This is a genomic window from Agrobacterium sp. ST15.16.055 (assembly GCF_027956555.1).
GTDB classification, from domain to species: domain Bacteria; phylum Pseudomonadota; class Alphaproteobacteria; order Rhizobiales; family Rhizobiaceae; genus Agrobacterium; species Agrobacterium salinitolerans.
The window spans coordinates 205,698-227,664 of sequence record NZ_JAQKGN010000006.1 but is presented as its reverse complement, the minus strand read 5'-3'; the positions used below and the strand labels follow the sequence as shown (position 1 = coordinate 227,664).

Annotated in this window: 20 protein-coding genes; 8 read left to right on the top strand and 12 right to left on the bottom strand. The window is 59.4% G+C overall.

All coding sequences use genetic code 11. The annotated features are described in order from the left end of the window. Positions 1–58 precede the first annotated feature (58 nt). Positions 59–1,279, bottom strand: coding sequence for an LL-diaminopimelate aminotransferase (locus tag PL599_RS12215; RefSeq protein ID WP_077982236.1), 1,221 nt, complete (start codon positions 1,277–1,279; stop codon positions 59–61). Between the two features lie 292 nt (positions 1,280–1,571). Continuing rightward, a complete protein-coding gene (locus PL599_RS12210) occupies positions 1,572–2,531 on the bottom strand; it encodes a nucleoside hydrolase (protein WP_142912260.1) in 960 nt (319 codons plus the stop codon). A gap of 183 nt (positions 2,532–2,714) precedes the next feature. Between PL599_RS12210 and PL599_RS12205 the strand changes: the two genes are divergently transcribed. Beyond that, the gene (locus tag PL599_RS12205) at positions 2,715–3,518 is read left to right on the top strand and encodes a TSUP family transporter (RefSeq protein WP_077982235.1); all 804 of its coding nucleotides are present in this window, start codon (positions 2,715–2,717) and stop codon (positions 3,516–3,518) included. 32 nt (positions 3,519–3,550) lie between these two features. Here PL599_RS12205 and PL599_RS12200 read toward each other — a convergent pair whose 3' ends face one another. The 8 genes from PL599_RS12200 to hemN form a co-directional block, all read right to left on the bottom strand. Next, positions 3,551–4,246, bottom strand: coding sequence for a hypothetical protein (locus PL599_RS12200; RefSeq protein ID WP_035240634.1), 696 nt, complete (start codon positions 4,244–4,246; stop codon positions 3,551–3,553). A gap of 280 nt (positions 4,247–4,526) precedes the next feature. After that, on the bottom strand, positions 4,527–5,456 hold the full coding sequence (locus tag PL599_RS12195; protein WP_162520378.1) for a lipid A biosynthesis lauroyl acyltransferase: 930 nt from the start codon (positions 5,454–5,456) through the stop codon (positions 4,527–4,529). Positions 5,457–5,461: 5 nt separating this feature from the next. Then, entirely contained in the window at positions 5,462–6,490 is a 1,029-nt protein-coding gene (locus PL599_RS12190) for a zinc-binding dehydrogenase (RefSeq protein WP_077982233.1), read from the bottom strand. A 141-nt stretch (positions 6,491–6,631) separates the two neighbouring features. Continuing rightward, positions 6,632–7,915 carry a beta-ketoacyl-ACP synthase gene (locus tag PL599_RS12185; RefSeq protein WP_077982232.1) on the bottom strand — a complete coding sequence of 428 codons (1,284 nt, stop codon included), beginning with the start codon at positions 7,913–7,915 and terminating at the stop codon, positions 6,632–6,634. A 12-nt stretch (positions 7,916–7,927) separates the two neighbouring features. Further along, entirely contained in the window at positions 7,928–9,124 is a 1,197-nt protein-coding gene (locus PL599_RS12180; protein WP_137410426.1) for a beta-ketoacyl-ACP synthase, read from the bottom strand. A 209-nt stretch (positions 9,125–9,333) separates the two neighbouring features. Beyond that, complete coding sequence (locus PL599_RS12175; protein WP_137410427.1) at positions 9,334–9,813, bottom strand: 3-hydroxyacyl-ACP dehydratase FabZ family protein; 480 nt, start codon at positions 9,811–9,813, stop codon at positions 9,334–9,336. An 85-nt stretch (positions 9,814–9,898) separates the two neighbouring features. After that, positions 9,899–10,183 carry an acyl carrier protein gene (locus PL599_RS12170; RefSeq protein ID WP_003495848.1) on the bottom strand — a complete coding sequence of 95 codons (285 nt, stop codon included), beginning with the start codon at positions 10,181–10,183 and terminating at the stop codon, positions 9,899–9,901. A 114-nt stretch (positions 10,184–10,297) separates the two neighbouring features. Then, positions 10,298–11,647 carry an oxygen-independent coproporphyrinogen III oxidase gene (gene hemN / locus PL599_RS12165; RefSeq protein WP_269824640.1) on the bottom strand — a complete coding sequence of 450 codons (1,350 nt, stop codon included), beginning with the start codon at positions 11,645–11,647 and terminating at the stop codon, positions 10,298–10,300. 213 nt (positions 11,648–11,860) lie between these two features. On the opposite strand from hemN, the gene fnrN reads away from it, so the two are divergent. Continuing rightward, a complete protein-coding gene (gene fnrN, locus PL599_RS12160) occupies positions 11,861–12,586 on the top strand; it encodes a transcriptional regulator FnrN (protein WP_077982228.1) in 726 nt (241 codons plus the stop codon). Positions 12,587–13,110: 524 nt separating this feature from the next. Here fnrN and PL599_RS12155 read toward each other — a convergent pair. Then, complete coding sequence (locus tag PL599_RS12155) at positions 13,111–13,536, bottom strand: hypothetical protein (RefSeq protein ID WP_269824641.1); 426 nt, start codon at positions 13,534–13,536, stop codon at positions 13,111–13,113. 138 nt (positions 13,537–13,674) lie between these two features. Here PL599_RS12155 and PL599_RS12150 point away from each other — a divergent pair, with 138 nt between their 5' ends. The 6 genes from PL599_RS12150 to PL599_RS12125 all read left to right on the top strand — a co-directional run bounded on the left by PL599_RS12150 (position 13,675) and on the right by PL599_RS12125 (position 20,411). Beyond that, positions 13,675–15,534, top strand: coding sequence for a PHA/PHB synthase family protein (locus PL599_RS12150; protein WP_269824642.1), 1,860 nt, complete (start codon positions 13,675–13,677; stop codon positions 15,532–15,534). A 137-nt stretch (positions 15,535–15,671) separates the two neighbouring features. Beyond that, on the top strand, positions 15,672–16,391 hold the full coding sequence (sfsA, locus tag PL599_RS12145) for a DNA/RNA nuclease SfsA (protein WP_269824643.1): 720 nt from the start codon (positions 15,672–15,674) through the stop codon (positions 16,389–16,391). 31 nt (positions 16,392–16,422) lie between these two features. Then, a complete protein-coding gene (gene map, locus PL599_RS12140) occupies positions 16,423–17,262 on the top strand; it encodes a type I methionyl aminopeptidase (protein WP_173989629.1) in 840 nt (279 codons plus the stop codon). Positions 17,263–17,276: 14 nt separating this feature from the next. After that, on the top strand, positions 17,277–18,110 hold the full coding sequence (gene radC / locus PL599_RS12135; protein ID WP_269824644.1) for a RadC family protein: 834 nt from the start codon (positions 17,277–17,279) through the stop codon (positions 18,108–18,110). A 137-nt stretch (positions 18,111–18,247) separates the two neighbouring features. Continuing rightward, positions 18,248–18,670, top strand: coding sequence for a TadE/TadG family type IV pilus assembly protein (locus PL599_RS12130; protein WP_077982221.1), 423 nt, complete (start codon positions 18,248–18,250; stop codon positions 18,668–18,670). A 1-nt stretch (position 18,671) separates the two neighbouring features. Next, positions 18,672–20,411, top strand: coding sequence for a TadG family pilus assembly protein (locus PL599_RS12125; RefSeq protein WP_269824645.1), 1,740 nt, complete (start codon positions 18,672–18,674; stop codon positions 20,409–20,411). Between the two features lie 74 nt (positions 20,412–20,485). On the opposite strand, the gene PL599_RS12120 is transcribed toward PL599_RS12125, so the two are convergent. After that, positions 20,486–21,862, bottom strand: coding sequence for a class II 3-deoxy-7-phosphoheptulonate synthase (locus PL599_RS12120; protein ID WP_077982219.1), 1,377 nt, complete (start codon positions 21,860–21,862; stop codon positions 20,486–20,488). Positions 21,863–21,967 lie beyond the last annotated feature (105 nt).

Genomic DNA, 21,967 nt, shown 5'->3' with positions numbered 1-21,967 from the left:
GTATGTTCCTGATTGCTGGTGATGGTGGCGGCCGAGGCCCGGCCGCCTTCGGTTGCCCTTATCTGTGGGCGTTCAGCGAAACGACATTGTGCATCGTTTCGTCTGCGCTCGACAGGAAACGCTTCAGATTGCGCGCTGCCTGACGAATTCGATGCTCGTTTTCCACGAGCGCGAGACGGACGTAATCATCGCCCATTTCGCCAAAGCCGATGCCGGGAGCAACGGCGATATCTGCCTTCTCGACCAGAAGCTTGGAGAATTCCAGGCTGCCGAGATGGCGGAATTTTTCCGGGATTTTCGCCCAGGCGAACATGGTCGCCGCCGGCGGCGGAACCTCGAAACCGGCCTTGCCGAACGTGTCGACCATGACGTCGCGGCGGCGGCGATAAACGCTGCGCACTTCCGCGATGTCGGAGCCGTCGCCATTCAGCGCATGCGTCGCCGCAACCTGGATCGGCGTGAAGGCGCCGTAATCGAGATAGGATTTCACCCGCGTCAGCGCCGCGATCAGACGCTCGTTGCCGACGGCAAAGCCCATGCGCCAGCCGGGCATGGAGAAGGTCTTCGACATGGAGGTGAATTCCACCGCAACGTCGATTGCACCGGGAACTTCGAGAACCGAAGGCGGCGGATTGTTGTCGTCGAAATAGATTTCCGAATAGGCAAGGTCGGACAGCACGATGATCTCGTGCTTCTTCGCAAAAGCGATCACGTCCTTGTAGAAATCGAGCGAGGCGACATGCGCCGTCGGGTTCGACGGATAATTGACGATCAGCGCCAGCGGTTTGGGAATGGAGTGGCGCACCGCGCGCTCCAACGGTCCGAAGAAGCTGTCGTCAGGCTCGACATTCATCGAACGGATAACGCCGCCCGCCATCAGGAAGCCGAAGGCATGGATCGGATAGGTGGGGTTCGGACACAGGATCACGTCACCCGGCGCGGTGATGGCCTGCGCCATATTGGCGAAGCCTTCCTTGGAGCCGAGGGTCGCGACGACCTGCGTATCGGGGTTCAGCTTGACGCCGAAACGGCGGGCATAATAGGCGGCCTGCGCGCGGCGAAGGCCGGGAATGCCCTTGGACGAGGAATAACGATGGGTGCGCGGATCCTGGACGACCTCGCAAAGCTTGTCGACAATGGCCTTCGGAGTCGGAAGGTCGGGATTGCCCATGCCGAGATCGATGATATCGGCCCCGGCCGCTCGCGCGCTCGCTTTCAAACGGTTGACCTGTTCGAAGACGTATTGCGGCAGACGCCGGACCTTGTGAAACTCTTCCATCACTTTCCTCATGGGAATGGACCGGTTCCACCGGCCCATAACGAAGGTTCGTTTTTTGTTTTTAAACGCCGCCGACACGAACCGACCCGGCAGGCGTTATTCATTGTAGCGCAAAGAACGGGAAAACCTACAAGGCTTTTCTCGGCCCACGCTGCATAACGGTGATCCGCCCGTCCTTCCGGTTCGGCCTTCGCAGCCCTTCCCGCAAGGCAGATCGCGCACTATGATCAGGAACTTGCATAACGCCAGATTCTTGGAAAATGCAAGGCAAGCCATGCTCAAGAACGGCCCTTCAGCCGCGCTCACCCTTCACAATTGCCGCACGGATGACCGAAAGCACGCGTTCCGGCTCGATATCCGTGCAGATAAGCTGGCTCGGATGCCCGTCCCAGTCGCCCGGCGGAAAAGCCCGGCCATCCGGTTTCTGGATCGTCTGGCCGTCGGCAAGTCCGCCGCAGACGACGCGCACCGGGCCGCTGCGGGTGGTAAACAGTTCCGGTGCAACGAGATAAACGCAGGCGCAGCTATCATGCACCACCATGCCGTCGCCGGTCCGGGTCTTGTAGAAATCGATGTAGAACTGCGACAGGTCGGAAAGCAACTGCACGGGCTTGCCGCCAGCCTCCGCCATGTCAGCCATGAAGGCGCTTGTCATCACGGTTTTTGTCGTCACGTCGAGACCGACGACGGTGACGCGCCAGGGCGCGGTAAAGACAAGGTCGGCCGCTTCCGGATCGCCATGAATATTCGCCTCGGCCGCCGGCGAGACGTTGCCGTTCATGTCGAAGGCGCCGCCCATGACGATGACGTCCTTGACCAGCGCGGCGAAATCCGGTTCCTCACGCAGTGCCAGCGCCAGATTGGTCATGCGGCCGACCGCGATCAGCGTCACCTCACCGGGATAGGCCTTCACCGTCTCAATGATAAAGCGATGGGCCGGGCGCGGATCGAGCGGCAGATCGATGGTTTCAGGGATATCGATATCGCCGAGGCCGTTTTCGCCGTGGATGAAGGTCGGCCAATGGCCTTCCTTGCGGGCAGGATCGAAGGTCACCCCGGCGCCTCTCGCCACCGGTGCATTCATCTGCCATTCCCGTTTGAGAAAGAGTGCATTGCGGGTGGTGATATCGATGGGGGCGTTGCCGAAAACCGTGGTGACGCCGATCAGATCGATATCGGGGTGACGATGCAGGAACAGAAGCGCCATGGCGTCGTCCACACCGGGATCCGTATCGAATATCACTTTATGCATAATGTCCTCATCCATATGTCTCAAGCGCCATCCGCTTCTTCCGGCGACGCGCCACGGAAACATAACGATAAGCGGCAACACCGCAATCCCCCCGCAAGCGGCATGTCATGCAGAAAAATATTGCGTGGCAGTCTTTTCAGTGAAAGAAGAAGCCCTCTCCCGCCGCCTGCCCGGACATCCCCAGTGCAAGACATCGCCCTCAACGTTTTTCTCGTCCTTTTCTGCGTCGCCATCTTTGCCGGCTTTATCGATTCCATCGCCGGCGGCGGCGGTCTCATCGTCATTCCGGCGATGATGATCATGGGAATTGCCCCACTCGATACGCTCGGCACCAACAAGCTGCAGGCCCAGTTCGGTTCCGCCTCTGCGACACTGGCCTATGCGAGACGAGGCCACGTTAGCCTCAAAGAGCAACTGCCTATGGCGCTGATGGCCATGGCCGGCGGAATGCTCGGTGCGCTGACAGCCGCCTTCGTGCCAGCCGATCTGATGCGCGCCGTCATGCCGTTCCTGTTGATTGCGATCGCGCTTTATTTCGCCTTCAAGCCGCAACTCAGCGATATCGACAGCCATCGCCGCATCACGCCCTTCGTGTTCGGGCTTGCGGTCGCACCGCTGATCGGTTTTTACGACGGCGTTTTCGGCCCCGGCGCAGGGTCTTTTTACATGCTGGCCTTTGTGAGCCTTGCCGGCTTCGGAATGCTGAAGGCGACCGCCCACACGAAGCTTCTCAACCTCGGTTCGAATTTCGGCGGTTTTCTCGTCTTTGCAATGGGTGGTGCGGTTTTGTGGAAGCTCGGCCTCGCCATGGGCGTCGGCCAGTTCATCGGCGCACAGATCGGCTCCCGCTTCGCGATGAAAAACGGTGCGAAGATCATCCGCCCGCTGCTGGTGCTTTCCTGCCTGGCCATGGCGATGAAGCTTCTTGTCGACGCTTCATCCGCGTGGTCCATCGCGACGATATGGGAAACGATATTCCCGAAATAAAAGGGATTGTCGTCAGAGACAGGCGTATAACGTCACGCTGTGGCGCGGCGTCTGCGGTCCTCGATTTCGCGGATGACGACCATGGCGCCGACAAGCTTGTAGGCAGATGAGTAACACGGCGACATTTCCAACGATTTCACGATCGTGCGACCGTTCTGGTCTTCCGCGTAGGTATACTTCGACGTATCGCCCTTGAAACAATTATCCAGCTTGTCTCTGAGGTCGTTCTGGAAACGGTGGACGCCAACCAGTTCCGCAATATGGCACCCCACAAGACCTTCCGGCGCATTGCGCTGAAATGCGTCGAGAGAATTGGCGAACGAGACGCGATAACCAGGCGTAACGATCACGACGGGATCATCCAGATCGTTCAGCATGTCTTCATCGAGGATCAGGTGGCGATGGTGCCACTCCAGCGTGTCCTCGTCCTCGTCACCAACGACTTTGGCCTTCGAAGGCATGCCGACGTAACGATCAACGAGCGTCCGCAGAAGCTCGGAGTTGCGCTGCACGCAGCCAAGGTCTTCCGCCTCGTGGTTGAGGAGATCGATGGCAAAACGGAACTGCTCGCGAATATCTTCGGAATTTTCTGTCTTGCGTCCGACAACCCGCTCGAGGAGCTGTTCCAGTTCACGCTCCAGCACGGCAATCTTGTCGGCTTCGTTTTTACCAACGGCAGATTGCAGTTCCGTATAACGCAGCCAGAACAACTCAATCAAATCTTTCAACCCAACTCTCCCTGAACGGGCATAACCCCCGCTACCTATGCGAACGGATTAACCCTTTGCCCCTCGATTATAGCGTCTTTGCGCTTAAAAATGACGTAACGAAACGCGGGAACGCCGCGGGGATTGTTGTCCAAAATATCACAGCAGCCGCTAATTTTTCAATTTCGATAATCCATGAACGAAAAATGAGGTTCCGCTAATACGGAAAAATATCGAAATGCATCATTCTCCGGCCGAATGTCGTAAAAATCGTACAAACTCCGGCCGCACCAGAATGAACTCAAATCTGGTGCTTCACATCCCACCGGTCGTGATACCACAGCCATTGTCCGGGGTATTCGCGCACCCAGCTTTCCACCTTGTCGTTCAGAAGCTGCGCCGTCGCCTGAATATCGACATTGCCCTTCTCATCGCGCGGAATTTCAACCTTGGGCTCTATTTCCAGCCTGTAGCGATTGTCGGGAAGACGCACGCAACGGGCCGGATACACATCGCAGTTGAATTGCCGCACCAGCTTGGCAAGCAGCGGATTGGTGCGAACTTCAAGGCCGAAGAACTTCGTCGTCAGGCCCTTTCCGAATTTCTGGTCGACGAGCACGCCGACACCACCGCCCTTTTCCAGCTGCCGCGCAAGCGCGAAGGAGGAACCGGCATGCGAGGGCACAAGATTGCCCATGCGTTCCTTGCGGAAATTGAACACCTTGTCGGCCACGAAAGGATTGTTCGGCGGCCGGAACAGTACCGTTACATCGAGACCGAAAGCCGAGCCGGCAACCGGCAAGAGCTCGAAATTGCCGCTATGGGCGGTAAAGACGATGAAGGGCCGAGGATTGTCGCGCAGCTCGAGGAAGGTCGGAATGCCCTCGACCTCGATGCGGCCCGGCTTGTTCTTTTCCGGATCGAAATCGAACAGCCGGTCTAGGAATACATATTCCGCCGCAAGCCGGCCCATATTGGCCCAGCTATCCATGGCGATCTCAAGCCGCTCCTCCTCGGATTTCTCCGGGAAGGCGCGGGCCAGATTGTAAAGCATCAGCTTGTGGCGCCCGGTTTTCGGCCCTATCAAGCGCGCCAGCCGGTCGGCGGCGCGAATGCCGGCATCGGCGGGAAAAAGCTTCAGCAGGTTGAGGAGGCCAAAGGCGAGCGTCGCAATCAGCCACTGCCGGAAGTGGTCCAGTTTCAGGACAATCCGTGTCAGGAACAGCTTCAAGATGCTCAGTCCATTCGCAGAACGATCTTGCCGAATACCTGGCGCGTTTCCATGCGCTCCAGTGCCCGGTCGATATCGTCGAAGGTGACTTCCGTGTCGATGACGGGATGAACGATGCCGCGTGCCATCTTCTGCATGGCATTGGCCATGTTTTCCATGCGGCAGCCGAAGGAGCCGAGCAGCTTCAGCTGCTGCTGGAACAGCATCATCAGATTGATTTCGGTGGAAACGCCCGAGGTAGAGCCGCAGGTGACGAGACGGCCGCCACGCTTCAGCGAGAACATCGAGGCGACAAAAGTGTCTTTGCCAACATGTTCGAAGACAACATCGACACCCTTCTTTTTCGTCAGCTTGCGCACGACGCCTTCGAAACGGTCGGTCCGGTAGTTGATGACATGATCGGCCCCGAGCGCCTTCGCCCGTTCGATCTTGTCGTCGGAACCGACTGTGGTGATGACGGTGCAGCCCATCTTCTTGGCAAGCTGAATGGCCGCCGTGCCGATGCCGGAACCGCCGGCATGGATGAGAATGGTTTCGCCCGGCTCAAGCTTGGCATTGTCGAACAGCATGTGCTCCACGGTGCCGAAAGTGACAGGCGCGAGCGCCGCAGCAACGGCGTCAATGCCGTGCGGTGCCGGCACGAGCTGGCGGGCTGGAATATTCATCTTTTCCTGCGCGAAACCATCGAGATGGAAACCGTGAACGCCTTGAACATGTTCGCACAGATTGTCGCGGCCTTCGCGGCAGGGTTTGCAGAGCCCGCAGGTGCGCGCGCCATAGACCGAGACCAGCTGGCCCGGCAGCACGTTGGAAACGCCGGGGCCGATGGCCTCGACCACGCCGGAGGCTTCCGCACCGATGGTGAGCGGCATCTTGCGCTTGGCGAAAGCCATGCCGCGCCAGCCCCACACGTCGATATGATTGAGCGCCACGGCCTTGACGCGCAGCGTCACCTCGCCCGGGCCCGGAGCGTCCGGTTCGGGCAGGTCCACTTTTTCGAGCTTCCGGTCGTCGACGAGTTGAAGAGCGCGCATATATCAGTCCTTCGCCCGAAGGCGTTACCTAAAATCATTCCAGCAAAACTCTGTAACGGTTTTGCGGCTGGAATGCGAAATCAAAGAAACGGGCGCGTTTCCGCAAGTCATTCGGAAACGCCCCTGTTGTAACGGAACCGGTTAAGCCGGTTCGCGCGTCATGACAAGGCTTGCGTTCTGCCCGCCAAACCCGAAGGAGTTGGACAGAACCGCACCCACCTCAGCATCCCGCTTCACATTCGGCACCACGTCGAGCGTGATGGTTGGATCGGGATTGTTGTAGTTGATCGTCGGCGGCAGGGTGCCGGTCAGCATGGTCTGCAGTGAGAACACGGCTTCAACAGCACCTGCGGCGGTGAGCGTATGACCGATCATCGACTTGTTGGAGGACAGCGGAATGTTCTTCAGGCCTTCACCGAAGACGGCCAGCATCGAACCGTATTCCATCTTGTCATTCTCAGGCGTCGAGGTGCCGTGGGCGTTGATATAGCCGATATCGCTTTCGGCCACGCCCGCATCGGCCAGTGCCGCACGGATCGTCGCAATCGCCGGGCCGCCATCGGGCGACGAGCGTGTGCGGTGGAAGCTGTCAGCTTTTTCGCCGGCGCCCTTGATGATGCCGAGAACCTTGGCGCCGCGGGCGACGGCGGCTTCGAGCGATTCCAGCACCAGCGTTGCCGCACCTTCGGCAATCACGAAACCATCGCGGTCCTTGCTGAATGGCTTGGAGGCCTTTTCCGGCGGCTCGTTCTGGGTCGAAAGTGCTGACAGCAGCGAAAAGCGGATCAGTGCCTCGGCGCTGACAGAACCGTCAGTCGCAACCGTCAGCGCCCGTTCGGTACGGCCCTGGCGGATCGCCTCGACGCCGAGCTGGATCGCGGTCGCGCCGGATGCGCAGGCGGTGGAAAGCGTGACCGGCAGGCCGCGTGTGCCAAAGCGGTCGGAAAGACGCTCGGAAATCGCGCCGAACAGGGCAGCTTCCTGGAATGCCGGGTCGGGACGCTGGCGGAACGCCGTCAGGAACCGTTCATAGGCGTCACCCGGCTGGGCGGCCGGCGGAGACCGGTCGGCAAGCTCGAAACGGGCGCTCCACTCCGGCTCGATCGGCGGCGCTGCGAGAAACAGCGGCCCATTGAAATCACCGGAGATACCGGCCTGCGCCAGCGCCTCGATGGTGGTTTCGCGCGCAAAGGCATAAGAACGCTCGACGGAATTCGGAACCGGGATATCGATGAAATCCACCGTGCCGCTGATGCGGGTCGAAAGCCCCTCCGTCGGGAAACGGGTGATCTTGTGAATGCCCGATTTGCCCGATGTCAACGCCGCCCAGTTATCGGCAAGCCCCTGCCCGAGCGAGGTGATAATGCCCATGCCGGTGACAGCGACGATGGGACGACCGAGATGATCCCTGAAGTTGGAAGCCATGGTCTTTTCTCCTCAAACGTCGCGGGACAGAACGGCGACACCTTCGCCGCGCACATGGCCGACGGTGGTGACAACGGCCTCGGTGGCCACCTCGCCCATTGGCTTTTCCGCAGCCGCATCGAAGGTAGGAACCTTCGCACCGCTTTCAAGCGTCAGCGCCGCCAGAGCGAGCCCGAGCGGAAACTGCGCCTCAAGTCCATGGCCAGTGACACCGCCGAAACCACGAATGACCGAATTTGGCAGCACCTTGTCGAGAATGTCCTTCTCGCGGGCCGTCACGCCGTCATAACCGCTCGCGCCGGAAAATACGACGGTTGCCGCACTGTCCTTGGCGGGAGCAAGCAGCCGCTCCATGCGCTTTTCCATCTTGCCGTCATCGCGGCTGCCGCGGTCGCCCTCAATGGCGTCGATGCGGGCATAGATGCGCGCGCCACGCTCGCTGGCATGCTTGCGCGATTCCAGCACGAGGAAGGCGCCGAGCGAACCGGAAATCATGCCGCCGCCGTCCTGGTCGCCACGCGACCAAAGCGGCTGCCAGCCACCCTGCGCATGCGCGCCGATGGCTTCGAACAGCAGGATCATGTCGGGACGTTCGGCCGAGAAGGCGCCGCCGACAAGGGCGTGGCTCGATTCGCCGGAGCGGATGCGATGAAACGCGGTTTCAACCGCGGAAATGCCGGCCGCCTCTTCGCCCATGAAGGTGCGGGAAGACCCGGTAACCTTGTGCACGATGGAGATATTGCCGGCCATCAGGTTGGAAAGTTGGGCGAGAAACAGCGTCGGACGCAGTTCCGTGGTCAGCTTTTCATTCAGCAGCTTTTCACGGTCGTTGCGCTTCAGCGCTTCGTCGACGATCAGCGTATCGACATTGATGTCGCGCTCGCCGCCACCGGCGGCAACGATCATGTCCATGGTGGCGCAGGCTTCGGCATCTTCCTTCAGCCCGGCATCGTCGAGTGCGAGACCGGCGGCGAAAACGCCGAGACGCTGCCAGTTTTCCATCTGGCGCTGGTCGCCGCGCTTGGCGATCTGCGCCGACCAGTCGATCTCCGGCATGGGATGGACCGGATAGGGCTTGAATTTTTCGGTCTCGACAATCGTCGCCGGCGCGGCGGCTCCAGAAAGAAGCGCCACATGCGCCTGGCTGCCAACGCCGTGACAGGTCACGATGCCGACCCCTGTTATCACCACATCATTGTCAGATTTCATCGTCTGTCATCCTTTGCAGCCGGCCCCGCCGAAACGGTCACGGCTATCCACAGCGGTTGCGAACAACCACTTCATGCGTTGCGGAATAAAGCGCGCGATGCGGATTGGCAATGGTGAAGGCCCGATCCACCGTCGCGAGCCCACGATTTTCATGCGTCAAAACCGGGCCGACGGGAAAAACGCTCCCCTTTTGAAACGGGCGGGAGCGCTTATTTCTGCGCATCCGCGGCAATCGCCGCCATCAGGCCGACTTCTTCGGCCCGCTTCTTGACGACAGGCCCAAGCGGAATTTCGCTGAACGGCATGGTACGCAGTTTCAGCTGCGCATCACAGACCTTCTTGCCGGCAGAGGTGATCTTCGCCTTGGTAACGGCAAAGCCCGAACCGTCATGCTCCAGCACCGCTTCGATATCGAGAACAGCGCCGGGCTCCACGAAGGTGCGCATCTTGGCGCCATCGACCGACATCAGGAACGGCATGGACGCGAAATCGGAAAATGCCAGAACCATCATGCCGGAGGCCTGCGCCATCGTCTCGATCAAGAGCACACCCGGAACCAGCGGCATGCCGGGAAAGTGGCCTTCGAAAACAGGGCTCTTGTCGGGAACGACGGACCGCGCCTTCAATGTGCGCGTCGCCATGTCCACGGCTTCGACCCTGTCGATCATCTGAAAATATTCAAGCAGCATCCGTCCGGCCCGTCTCTGGTCGGTTTAACCCGCCATGACGGCGAGCTTTAAAAAGAAATGCCCGCTTGACGCGGGCATTGTCGTCTCAGCCCTTGGCTGCGCGCAATTCGTCGATCTTGGCGCAGAGGTTCTTCAGCACGAAATATTCTTCGGTGGAAACCTTGCCTTCGTTGACTTCCTGCGTCCACTGCTCGAGCGGAATCTTGATGCCGAATTCCTTGTCGATAGCGAAAACGATATCGAGAAAGTCGAGGCTGTCGATGCCCAGATCGTCGATCGTGTGGCTCTCCGGCGTAATGGTTTCGCGGTCGATTTCGCTGGTTTCGGCGATAATGTCGGCAACCTTGTCGAATGTAGCTGTCACGCCCATAATCCTTATTGTCGTTCGTATGAATTATTCTTTCTGACGCACCACATAGGCAAGTCGCACAAAAAAGCCAATGGTTTCGTGACCTAACTTTGAAATTTGCCCCAAAACTGTTGCCTAAACAGCAACCGAATGACGGCCGCGTCCGTTACCGAGATAGGTGTCGAAGATTGCCGCGATGTTACGCACGAACGGCTTTCCAACCTCTGTCACGGCAAAAATATCGGCGTCCAGCCGCACCACGCCATCCCTGTCGCCTGCGGCGAACAGCTGCGCCTGGGCTCTCACGGAATGGCTCACCTTCCCGAAACGGTGCTGCAAGTCCGAAAGATCGACAGAAAAATCGCACATCAGCCGCTCAATGACATGCGAGCGCAGATGATCATCCCGCGATAACTCTATACCCTTCACGACGGCAAGGCCGCCCTCGCCCACCATGCGCTGATATTCGCCCGTCGCCACCATGTTCTGCACATAGCCCTGCGGCAACCGACCGATTGATGATGCACCAAGCCCGATCAGCGCATCGGCCGTGTCGGTCGTATAGCCCTGGAAATTCCGGCGCAGCGCACCCGCTTCGGCGGCCTGGCATAAGGTGTCCGCCGGCTTGGCGAAATGATCGATCCCGATTTCGCCGTATCCGGCCTGCCTCAGCATTTCGCCCGCCATCGTCATCTGGCGATAACGCTCGGCAATGTCGGGCAGCGCGTGTTCGGGGATCAGCGACTGGTGTTTTTTCATCCACGGCACATGGGCATAACCGAAAAGCGCCACCCGGTCGGGATCGAGCGAGACGATCTGGTCCACGGTCTTCTTCAGCGTCTCGCAGGTCTGGAACGGCAACCCATAAAGAATGTCGCAATTGACGGAGTGAACACCCCTCGCCCGCACCGCATCAACGACGGATTTCGTCTGTTCGAAAGACTGGATGCGGTTGATGGTTTTTTGCACTTTGTCATCGAAGTCCTGAACCCCGAGGCTCGCCCGCGACATGCCGATGGCGGCAAGCGCATCGTAGCGGCTGTCATCCAGATCGTTGGGGTCCATCTCGACACTGATTTCAGGTGCGAGCCCGAAGGTGAAATGACGCCGCAGACAGTCCATCAGGCTCTTTATGTCCTCCGGCTTCAGCATGGTGGGCGAGCCGCCGCCGAAATGCACGGCACTCACCACCGCGTCAGGCGAAACAAGCGCGCCAACGGCGGCAATCTCCTGCTTAAGCGCTTCAAGATAAACGGCAATCGGCTCGTATTTCAGCGTGTGCTTGGTGTGGCAGGCGCAGAACCAGCACAGCCGGTCGCAATAGGGAATATGCAGATAAAGCGACAGGCGATTCCTGTGACCGAGCGCGCCGAGCCAGCGGCGATAGATGCAATTATCGATTCCCTCGTGGAAATGCGGCGCGGTCGGATAGCTCGTGTAACGCGGCACTGCACCCGAATATTTGTGAAGAAGTTCGGTATTCATCGCCCGATTTGCCTTTTATCAAGAAAATGTCGATTTCCTCTCTCTCAGTAGCGGCTGCGACAGTTTGCAACTTTGACTTCAATCAAATTGCGCCGTAAGTTCTTGCTAAAGTAGACGCGGGGGCGACGGCTACGTGGCGAAAGCCTTGCATGAGACCGGATTTGACACCTACGGTCGCAATCGTCCTGAAAAAGCCAGCATTGGAAAAGGCTTATGGACACGCTGCAAAAGACCATCCACAATTCGGAAGAACCTGTCGTTTGTCGCTCCTGCGAGGCGCGCCATGGCGGGCTTTGCAGCAGCCTGACGCCGCAACAGCTTTGCGAACTGAACCGCCATTCCAGCCGCAAGAAACTGGAAGCGGGCAATGAGCTTCTCGGTCAGGGCGAACTCGTCACCTCCTACGGCAATATTTTGAACGGCGTGGTGAAGCTGTCGAAAATGATGTCGGATGGCCGCCAGCAGATCGTCGGCCTGCAATTTGCACCGGACTTTCTCGGCCGCCCGTTCATGGCGGAAAGCAAGATGACGGCGGAAGCCGCAACCGATGTGGAGATTTGTCTCTTCCCGCGCCGCGTCGTCGACCGCATGGTTTCCGAAGTGCCCGATATGGAACGTAAGCTCCACAACCAGTCCCTGAAGGAACTGGACGAGGCGCGCGACTGGATGCTGACGCTCGGGCGCAAATCGGCGCAGGAAAAGGTTGCCAGCTTCCTTTATTTGATCGCCACCCATATCGACCCGGAAAACGACGACAAATCCTGCTTCGACCTGCCGCTCTCACGCGCCGATATCGCCGATTTCCTTGGCCTCACCATCGAAACAGTTAGCCGCCAAATGACCAAGCTGCGCAAGGAAGGCATTATCCGTATCGAGAACAATCGGCATATCACGGTGCCTCATCTCAACGCGCTGAGCGAAGCCGCGGGCAACGACTGACGGAATTCGTCTTCTCACCGGCCCTGAAGCACAGGTGTTCCGAAGTTGATGTCCGGTGCCCGCGCCTGAGCGGGTGCAAGCGCAAAACCGGCAAGAACCAGCAAAGCGGCGATGCATTTCATGATATTTCACCCCGTGCCCCGCTTTTTTTAAGCGGCCTGTTTGTTATGGCCGCATCATAGCTGGCAAACCGCATCCATCCGCTTAAGATCTTGGGTAAGCGGATAGTTCAAAGGCAGGGTAAAGAAGGGGTTATGATTGCCGGACGGCGCGCGCCGTCTAATGTCTTTACGGAAGGCTCGGCATCGCCACAAGTTTCTTCTCCCCGCCGGGGAGAAGGTGGCCCGAAGGGTCGGATGAGGGGGCAAGCTCGCGGGTTATCACTACCCTCGCCCCTTCATCCCGCTGCCGCGACCTTCTCCCTGGCGGGGAGACGAAACAAGCGGCAATCGTTCGTTCCATTGGGGGGATGTGAAGTGGTTAAAGCGCAGTCTAGCGAACCGCGTCAAATGCCCGGCATAATCTCACTGCGAAGCGGCAGGTGTCGCAACCGGCTTCTGGTTTTCGGCGAGCGCCCGCAATTCGGCAACCCGGCGATTATATTCAGCTTCGGAAATCTGCCCGTTTTTCCGCGCCGCGCCGAGACGCGAGAGGTTTGCTTCCATGGTGGAAGCCTCATCCTCACCCATCTGGGTGCCGGCGGCCGTCAGCGGCTGGGCGAAAGTGGGATAGGTGCCGGTGTCGCGCTTCTGGCTGACCGCAGTGTCGCTGACCGGGCGCGGGCCGACGATTTCGGCCGTCGGGCGGCGCAAATGGGCGGGCGCGACAATCGGCTCCGGAGCCTTGCAGGCGGCAAGCGTGGCGGCGAGCATTACGCCGGAGAGCGAAAGAACAGCGATTCTTGCCGCATTTTCCGCATATGTTCCCCATGTCCCCATGTGCTTGCCCATCGTCATGTTCCGCCTGTAAGGATATCGCCGATATCGAATTCGACTGCGGTTCGGCCCTTTGCGGCCTCCCCTTGCTGGTGGAACTTGTATTCGTTTTCATGCAGAATGTGCAAACACAAATTTGGTGGAGGATGGCGCATGGCAGGTGTTGACGGCGGCGGTGAGAAAAAGGGCGGCAAAACGCCCGGCTTCGACGCCAGTTCCGCCCAGGCCTACCTGATCCGCGACCCGGAAACCTTCGCGATCAACATCGCCCGTGCGCTCGAAAATCTTGGCAAAGCCGCCTCAGAATGGCTGGCGCCGCGCGAACGCGGTGACATCCCCCAAACCAGCGCCGATCCTGTGACCGATCTGGTCAAGACGCTGTCCGATGTCGCCGAATATTGGATGGCCGAACCGAAGCGGTCACTGGAGGCGCAGACCCATCTTCTCTCCAGCTACTACGATCTGTGGACGAAATCGCTGGCGCAATTTTCCGGCGACGCCGATTCGCCCCCGGAAAATGTGGCCGAAAGCGGCCCCGCACAACGCAGAAGCAAGCGTTTTGCCGATGCCGACTGGCAGACGAATCCGTTCTTCGATTTCCTGCTGAAAGCCTACCAGACCACGGTCGGTTTCGCCGACCGGATGGTGACGGAAGCCGATGGGCTGGATGAGCATACCCGCACCAAGGCGCTGTTTTACATGCGGCAGGTGACGGAGGCGCTTTCGCCCGCCAATTTCGTCTTCACCAATCCGCAGGTCTTCCGCGAAACGGTCGCCTCCAGCGGTGCCAACCTCGTCAAGGGCATGGCGCAGCTGGCGGAAGATGTCACGGCCGGCAACGGTCATCTGAAACTGCGCCAGACCGACTACAGCAAATTTGTCATCGGCCAGAATATCGCCGTCACATCAGGCAAGGTGGTGGCGAAAAGTCCGCTCTGCGAAATCATCCATTATGCCCCGACGACGGAAAAGGTCTTCAAACGGCCGCTGCTGATCGTCCCGCCCTGGATCAACAAATTCTACATTCTCGATCTCAATCCGCAGAAATCCTTCGTCGGCTGGTGCCTTGAACAGGGCCACAGCGTCTTCATGGTCTCCTGGATCAACCCGGATGCGCGCCTCGCCGACAAGGGCTGGGACGACTACATCAGGGAAGGTATCGATTTCGCGCTCGACACGATTGAGGAGCGGACCGGTGAAAAGGACATCAACGCCATCGGTTATTGCGTCGGCGGCACGCTTTTATCCTCCGCGCTGGCGCTGCATGCGCAGCAAGGCGATGAGCGCATCCGCAGCGCCACGCTACTGGCCGCCCAGACCGATTTCACCCATGCCGGCGATCTCAAGGTCTTCATCGATGAAGGCCAACTGGCGGCGCTGGACAAGCACATGCAGGCGGTCGGTTATCTCGATGGCTCGATCATGGCGACCGTATTCAACATGCTGCGCGCCTCCGATCTCATTTGGCCCTATGTGGTCGATAACTACCTGCGCGGCGCCGAGCCCCTGCCCTTCGATCTGCTCTACTGGAACTCCGATTCGACCCGGGTGACCGCCGCCAGCCACTCGTTTTATCTGCGCAATTGTTATCTCGAGAACAATCTCGCCCGTGGGCTGATGCGGGTCGCCGGCAAGCGGATCAATCTCGGCGATATCAAGATCCCGGTCTATGATCTCGCCACCCGCGACGACCATATCGCGCCGGCGAAATCGGTTTTCACGGGGGCCGCGCTGTTCGGCGGGCCGGTCGAATTCGTGCTCGGCGCATCCGGCCATATCGCAGGCGTTATCAATCCGCCGCAGCTTGAAAAGTACCAATATTGGACAGGCCCATCACCGGCCGGAGACTTCGACGCCTGGCAGGCCGCCGCCACCGCCCATAAGGGCTCCTGGTGGGTCCACTGGCAGAACTGGATCGAAAGCCAGAATGCCGAAAGGGTGAAGGCGCGTAAGCCTGGAGACGGCAAACGCCCGGTGCTCGGCGATGCGCCGGGAACCTACGTCCTTTCGTAGGATGACGGTGAAAAAGATGACCACACACGACAGAAAGGTGTCTTCCCCTGGCGTTCACCTCATCCTCATTCCTGTAACAAGCACAGGGATGAGGGATAAAAGACCCCGCAAACACACACGCTTATCTTCAAGGCATCATGTTCTTCACACCCCCGCTTATTCCCGCAACGTTGATCTCCCGCTATAAGCGTTTCCTCTTCGATGCCGTTCTGGAAGACGGCACGGCGATCACCGGCTCCTGCCCCAATACCGGCTCGATGCGCGGGCTGACGACACCGGGCTCCCGCATATGGCTGTCCGAACATGACAGCCCCACGCGCAAGTACCGGCACATGCTGGAAATGGTCGAGGCCGATGGCACTACGGTCGGCATCAATACCGGCATGCCGAACCGGCTGACGGAAGAGGCGCTCCTGAACGGCCGAATCCCCGAACTTGCCGGCTATTCGACGATCCGGCGCGAACAGAAATACGGCCGCAATTCCCGCATCGATTTTCTCCTATCCGAACCCGGCCGGCCGGATGCCTATGTGGAAGTCAAGAACGTGCATTTCATGCGCGAGCAAGGCCTCGCCGAATTTCCCGATACCGCCACCAAACGCGGTGCCAAGCACCTGGACGAGCTGGGTGACGCAGCGGAAGCAGGTTACCGTTCGGTGATGCTCTATCTCATCCAGCGCGACGATTGCGACCGGATGCGCATCTGCGACGATCTCGATCCCGTTTATGCGCTGGCGTTTCAGCGGGCAATAGTGCGCGGCGTGGAGGCCTATGCGGTGAAATGCACGGTCTCGCCCTCACAAATTTCGGTCAGCGGAACGGTTAAGATGGACGAATGGCGTCCGGCTGTTTTATGAACAGGAACGTAAAGACACAGAAAGCACTATGATGGTCACCTATATCGACGCAGCCTCCGCCCCCCTCAAGAATACCGGCGTCATCCGCCTCTATACGCCTGAGGATTTCGACGGGATGCGCAAAGCGTGCCAGTTGACGGCCCGCTGCCTCGATGAACTGGCGGCCATCGTCAAGCCGGGTGTGACGACCGACGCCATCGACCGTTTCGTCTTCGAATTCGGCGCCGACCACGGTGCGCTGCCGGCGACGCTGAATTATCGCGGTTATACGAAATCCGTCTGCACCTCGATCAACCACGTCGTCTGCCACGGCATTCCGGATGAAAAGCCGCTGCGTGAGGGCGACATCGTCAATATCGACGTGACCTATGTGCTGGACGGCTGGCATGGTGATTCGAGCCGCATGTATCCGGTCGGCCAGATCAAGCGTGCGGCAGAACGCCTGATGGAAGTGACCTATGAATGCCTGATGCGCGGTATCGCGGCTGTAAAGCCCGGTGCGCGCACCGGCGCCATCGGCGCGGCCATCCAGGCCTATGCGGAAGCGGAGCGCTGCTCTGTCGTACGTGATTTCTGCGGCCATGGCGTCGGACGCCTGTTCCACGACACGCCCAATATCCTGCATTACGGCCAGCCGGAAGAAGGGCCGGAAATCCGCGAAGGCATGATCTTCACCATCGAGCCGATGATCAATCTCGGCAAACCGCATGTGAAGGTGCTTTCGGACGGCTGGACCGCGGTGACGCGTGACCGTTCCCTCTCCGCGCAATATGAACATGCTGTCGGCGTCACAGCCACCGGCTGCGAAATCTTCACGCTGTCACCGGGTGGTTTTGATCGTCCGGGCTTGCCGCCGCTTCCCCCCGCATAAGGCCAGACCCGCCCATGGCAAAACGCCCCGCCCCGCCTTCCGCCGATCTTTCCAAAACTCCCGGCTTTCAGGCGGGCGAAGGCGATCTGTTCGGCGAGACGGATGAGCGCGGCTTTTTTGCCGAACCGCGAAGCGGCGCGAAAAGGCCGGCAGCCATCGTCGAACAAGAAACCGATGCCGCCCACTATCACGGACATCGGGAGCGGCTGCGCGCGCGTTATCGCGATGGCGGTGACACAGCCCTTGCCGATTACGAATTGCTGGAGCTTCTTCTCTTCCGGCTGATACCGAGGCGCGATACCAAACCCATTGCCAAGGCCCTGATCGCCCGTTTCGGAACGCTTGGCGGCGTGCTCGGCGCGCCCTTGCCGTTGTTGCAGGAGGTGAAGGGCGTGGGCGAAACCGTGGCGCTCGATCTGAAGCTCGTCGCCTCCGTTTCCCAGCGTATGCTGAAAAGCGAGATCCGCAACAAGCAGGTGCTTAGCTCCTGGTCCTCGGTCATCGATTATTGCCACGCCGCCATGGCCCATGAAACGCGCGAACAGTTCCGCGTCCTGTTCCTCGACAAGCGCAACGTCCTGATCGCCGATGAGGTGCAGGGTCAAGGAACCGTGGATCACACACCGGTCTACCCGCGCGAAGTGGTGCGCCGCGCCCTTGAGCTTTCATCTACTGCTTTGATTTTAATACATAATCACCCAAGCGGAGACCCGACCCCTTCGCGCGCGGATATCGAGATGACCAAGACCATCGTCGATACGGCAAAGCCGCTCGGCATCACCGTCCACGACCACATCATCATCGGCAAGGACGGCCACGCCAGCTTCAAAGGCCTTCGGTTGATCTGAAGAAAACGCGAAAGTTTAACGCGAGCTGCAACCCATAGAGGCGACATCAACACAAAATTAACACCTATAAATTAGCATTTCCGAAAATAATAAATCAAGGCATCGAACCTTGATGCCAAAAGGAACGGGGGTGCTTTATGTTTAATGGAGTGCGTTTCTTTCGCGATAGATCCGGCTCGTCTGCTGTCGAGTTCGCCATCGTCGCACCGATATTCTTTCTCGTCCTGCTCACCATGATCGCCTATGGCATTTATCTTATGGCGGCCTATTCGGTGCAGCAGATCGCCGCCGACGCGGCGCGGACGGCGGTTGCCGGCCTCAATACGACCGAGCGCCAGCAGCTTGCCCGGGATTTCGTCACAAAAAGCGACCTCAGTTACGCCTTCATGGACAAGAGCCGCTTCACCGTCGATGTCGCCACCGATCCCGCCAATGCCAACCAGTTCACGGTGAAGGTTGAATATGACGCCCGCGATCTGCCGATCTGGAGCCTCTACAGCTACACCCTGCCAGAACCGGTCATCCGGCGTTTTTCCACCATCCGGATCGGAGGAGTATGACATGCGGACCATTCCTTCCCTGCTTCCCCGCTTCCTCAAGGATAAAACGGGCAACATCGCCATTTCGGCCGGGCTCACCGCGCCGCTTTTCATCGGCATATTGGCGCTGGGCGTCGACTACGGTTATCTGACATTGCAGAAACGGCAATTGCAGCAGACCGCCGATCTCGCCGCCATCTCGGCGGCAGCCAATGCCACGGACGCCGAAAAGGCGGTCCAGCAATATTTCGCCCTCAACGGCATGGACCTCGGGGTCAAGACGGACAAAGGTCTTTTGACCGCCAAGGGGCTGGAACCCTTCGATCCCCAGAATGAATTTGCCAGCAGCAAGGGTTATGCCGAAGTCATCAAGGGTCACTATGAGCCGGATGCGACAGTTCCGGTCGGCCAGCGTTTCGTCGATAACGCCCTGCCCACCAATGCGATCAAGGTGAACATCGTCGAACAGGGGCAGATATTCTTCGCCTCCGCCTTCACCACGCCCCCGAAGGTTTCGGCGGTCGGAACGGCCTCATCCCAGAAGATCGCGGCATTTTCAGTGGGATCGCGGCTGGCGAGCCTTGATGAGGGGATTCTCAACAGCCTGCTCGGCGGCCTTCTCGGCACCACGGTGTCGTTGAAGGTCATGGATTACCAGGCGCTTCTCGCCGCCGATGTCAATGCGCTGAAGATCGTTGAGGCGCTGGCCATCGATCTCAACCTCACCGCCGGCACCTATAAGGATGTGTTGCAGACGGAAATCAGCTACGGCAAATTCCTCGACGTGCTGACGAAAACCTCCGGCCTGCAGCCGGCGGTCGTCAACATTTTGAATACGCTGCAAAAAGCGGTCAACAAGAGCAACGTCAAGATCAAGCTCGAAGAAATCCTCAATCTCGGCCCCTTCTCCGACAAGCTGATCGGCACGGGTGAAAACCTCAAGGTCACCGCCGGCGTCTTCGATCTCATCAACGCCGCCGCCGTAGCGGGCAATGGCGGCAACCAGCTGGGCCTTAATCTCAACGCCAATCTTCTCGGCCTCGCCTCGGTCAAGGCAACGCTTGCCATCGGTGAACCGCCCGTCGAAACGCCATCGCTCGCCGTCGGTGGTCAGGGCACCATCGTGCGCACCGCGCAGACCCGGCTTGCGGTCAATGTCGTGGTCGATGGCCTGCAGGCCATTGCCGGTCTCAAGGTCAATCTCCCGCTTTATGTGGAAGTCGCCCATGCCGAAGCCCGGCTCGCCGATATCAGATGCACCGGCGGCGGACAGGGCACGGTGGACGTGGAAGTCGTTCCCGGCGTTGCGGAAATCGCACTCGGCAATGTCGATACCTCGGCCTTCGCCAATTTCGGCAAGGATCCGCGCGTGACCAAGGCAGCCATCGTGGATTCGGCACTGCTTGCCATTAACGGCAGCGCCCTCATCAATGCCACCAATATGACAAAGACGAAGCTAACCTTCACCCAGTCGGATATTACACAGGCCAAGATCAAGAGCGTCTCGACCAAAGACACCGTCACGACGCTGGTCAGTTCGCTGTTGAAGAACCTCAACCTCGATATCAGGCTTCTTTTCATCAACCTTGATCTGGGGGGCCTCGCGGTCATCCAGTCGGCGCTGGCCAACACGCTGGCGACGGTCACAGCGCCGGTCGATCAACTGCTCTACAATGTGCTTCTGGTTCTCGGCGTCAAGATCGGCGAAGCGGATGTCCGGGTGACCGATGTCCGCTGCCAGCAGCCCGCGTTGGTTCAGTAATCTGGCACCACGCACGAAAAAGCCGCCGGATGGTCTCCCGGCGGCTTTTTTGTTTTATACGCTCATTGCCTGGATCAGGCGTTGGCAATCGCCAGACGCTTCTCGTCGCGGCCGCTCTTCATGCGCTCGGATAGCAGGAATGCCAGTTCCAGCGCCTGATCGGCGTTGAGGCGCGGGTCGCAATGGGTGTGGTAACGGTCGGACAGCGAATCCGCCGTCACGGCGCGCGCACCACCGGTGCATTCCGTCACGTCCTTGCCGGTCATCTCGATGTGGATGCCGCCCGGATGCGTGCCTTCGGCACGGTGAATCTGGAAGAAGCTTTCGACTTCCGAAAGGATCCGCTCGAACGGACGCGTCTTGTAGTGATTGAGCGTGATCGTGTTGCCATGCATCGGATCGCAGGACCACACGACCTTCCGGCCCTCCTTCTCCACCGCACGGATGAGCTTCGGCAGGCTGTCCGCCACCTTGTCATGGCCGAAACGGCAAATCAGCGTCAGGCGGCCGGCCTCGTTCGCCGGGTTCAGCGCGTCGATCAGTTCGATCAGATTGTCAGGCGTCAGCGACGGACCGCATTTCAGACCGATCGGGTTCTTGATGCCGCGGAAATATTCCACATGCGCATGGTCGAGCTGACGCGTGCGGTCACCGATCCAAAGCATGTGTCCAGAGGTCGCGTACCAGTCGCCGGACGTTGAATCGACGCGGGTAAGCGCCTCTTCGTAACCGAGAAGCAGCGCTTCATGGCTGGTGAAGAAGTCGGTCTCGCGCAGGCTCGGATTGCTGTCAGCGCTAATGCCGATCGCCTTCATGAAATCCATGGTTTCGGAAATCCGGTCGGCCAGTTTGCGGTAACGATCCGCCTGCGGGCTGTCCTTGATGAAGCCGAGCATCCACTGGTGAACGTTTTCGAGATTGGCATAACCGCCCATCGCGAAAGCGCGCAGCAGGTTCAGCGTCGCCGCCGACTGGCGATAGGCGTCGAGCTGGCGCTCCGGGCTCGGAATGCGCGAGGCTTCGTTGAATTCGATACCGTTGATGATGTCACCGCGGTAGGACGGCAGGGAAACGCCATCCTGCACTTCAACATTGGAAGAGCGCGGCTTGGCGAACTGACCGGCAATGCGGCCGACCTTCACGACGGGCAGCTGCGCGCCATAGGTCAGCACGACGGCCATCTGCAGGAACGCGCGGAAGAAGTCGCGGATGTTGTCTGCACCGTGCTCGAGGAAGCTTTCAGCGCAATCGCCGCCCTGCAGCAGAAAGGCGTTGCCTTCGGCCACATTGGCAAGCTGTTTTTTGAGGCGACGGGCTTCACCGGCAAACACCAGCGGCGGGTAGGTCGCAAGCGTGGCTTCGGTCGCCGCAAGTGCAGCCGCATCAGGATATTCGGGAACCTGCTGGATCGGTTTCTGCCGCCAGCTGCCGGGGGTCCAATTCTGTGCCATGTTCTTAACCCTTTTTTCGCCCGCGCGACGTCGCGCGGCCGCCTCGAAAAATTGAGCGGCTTATAGCTCCAAGCATCGGCTTTGCATAGCCGATCCCTGAGCTAA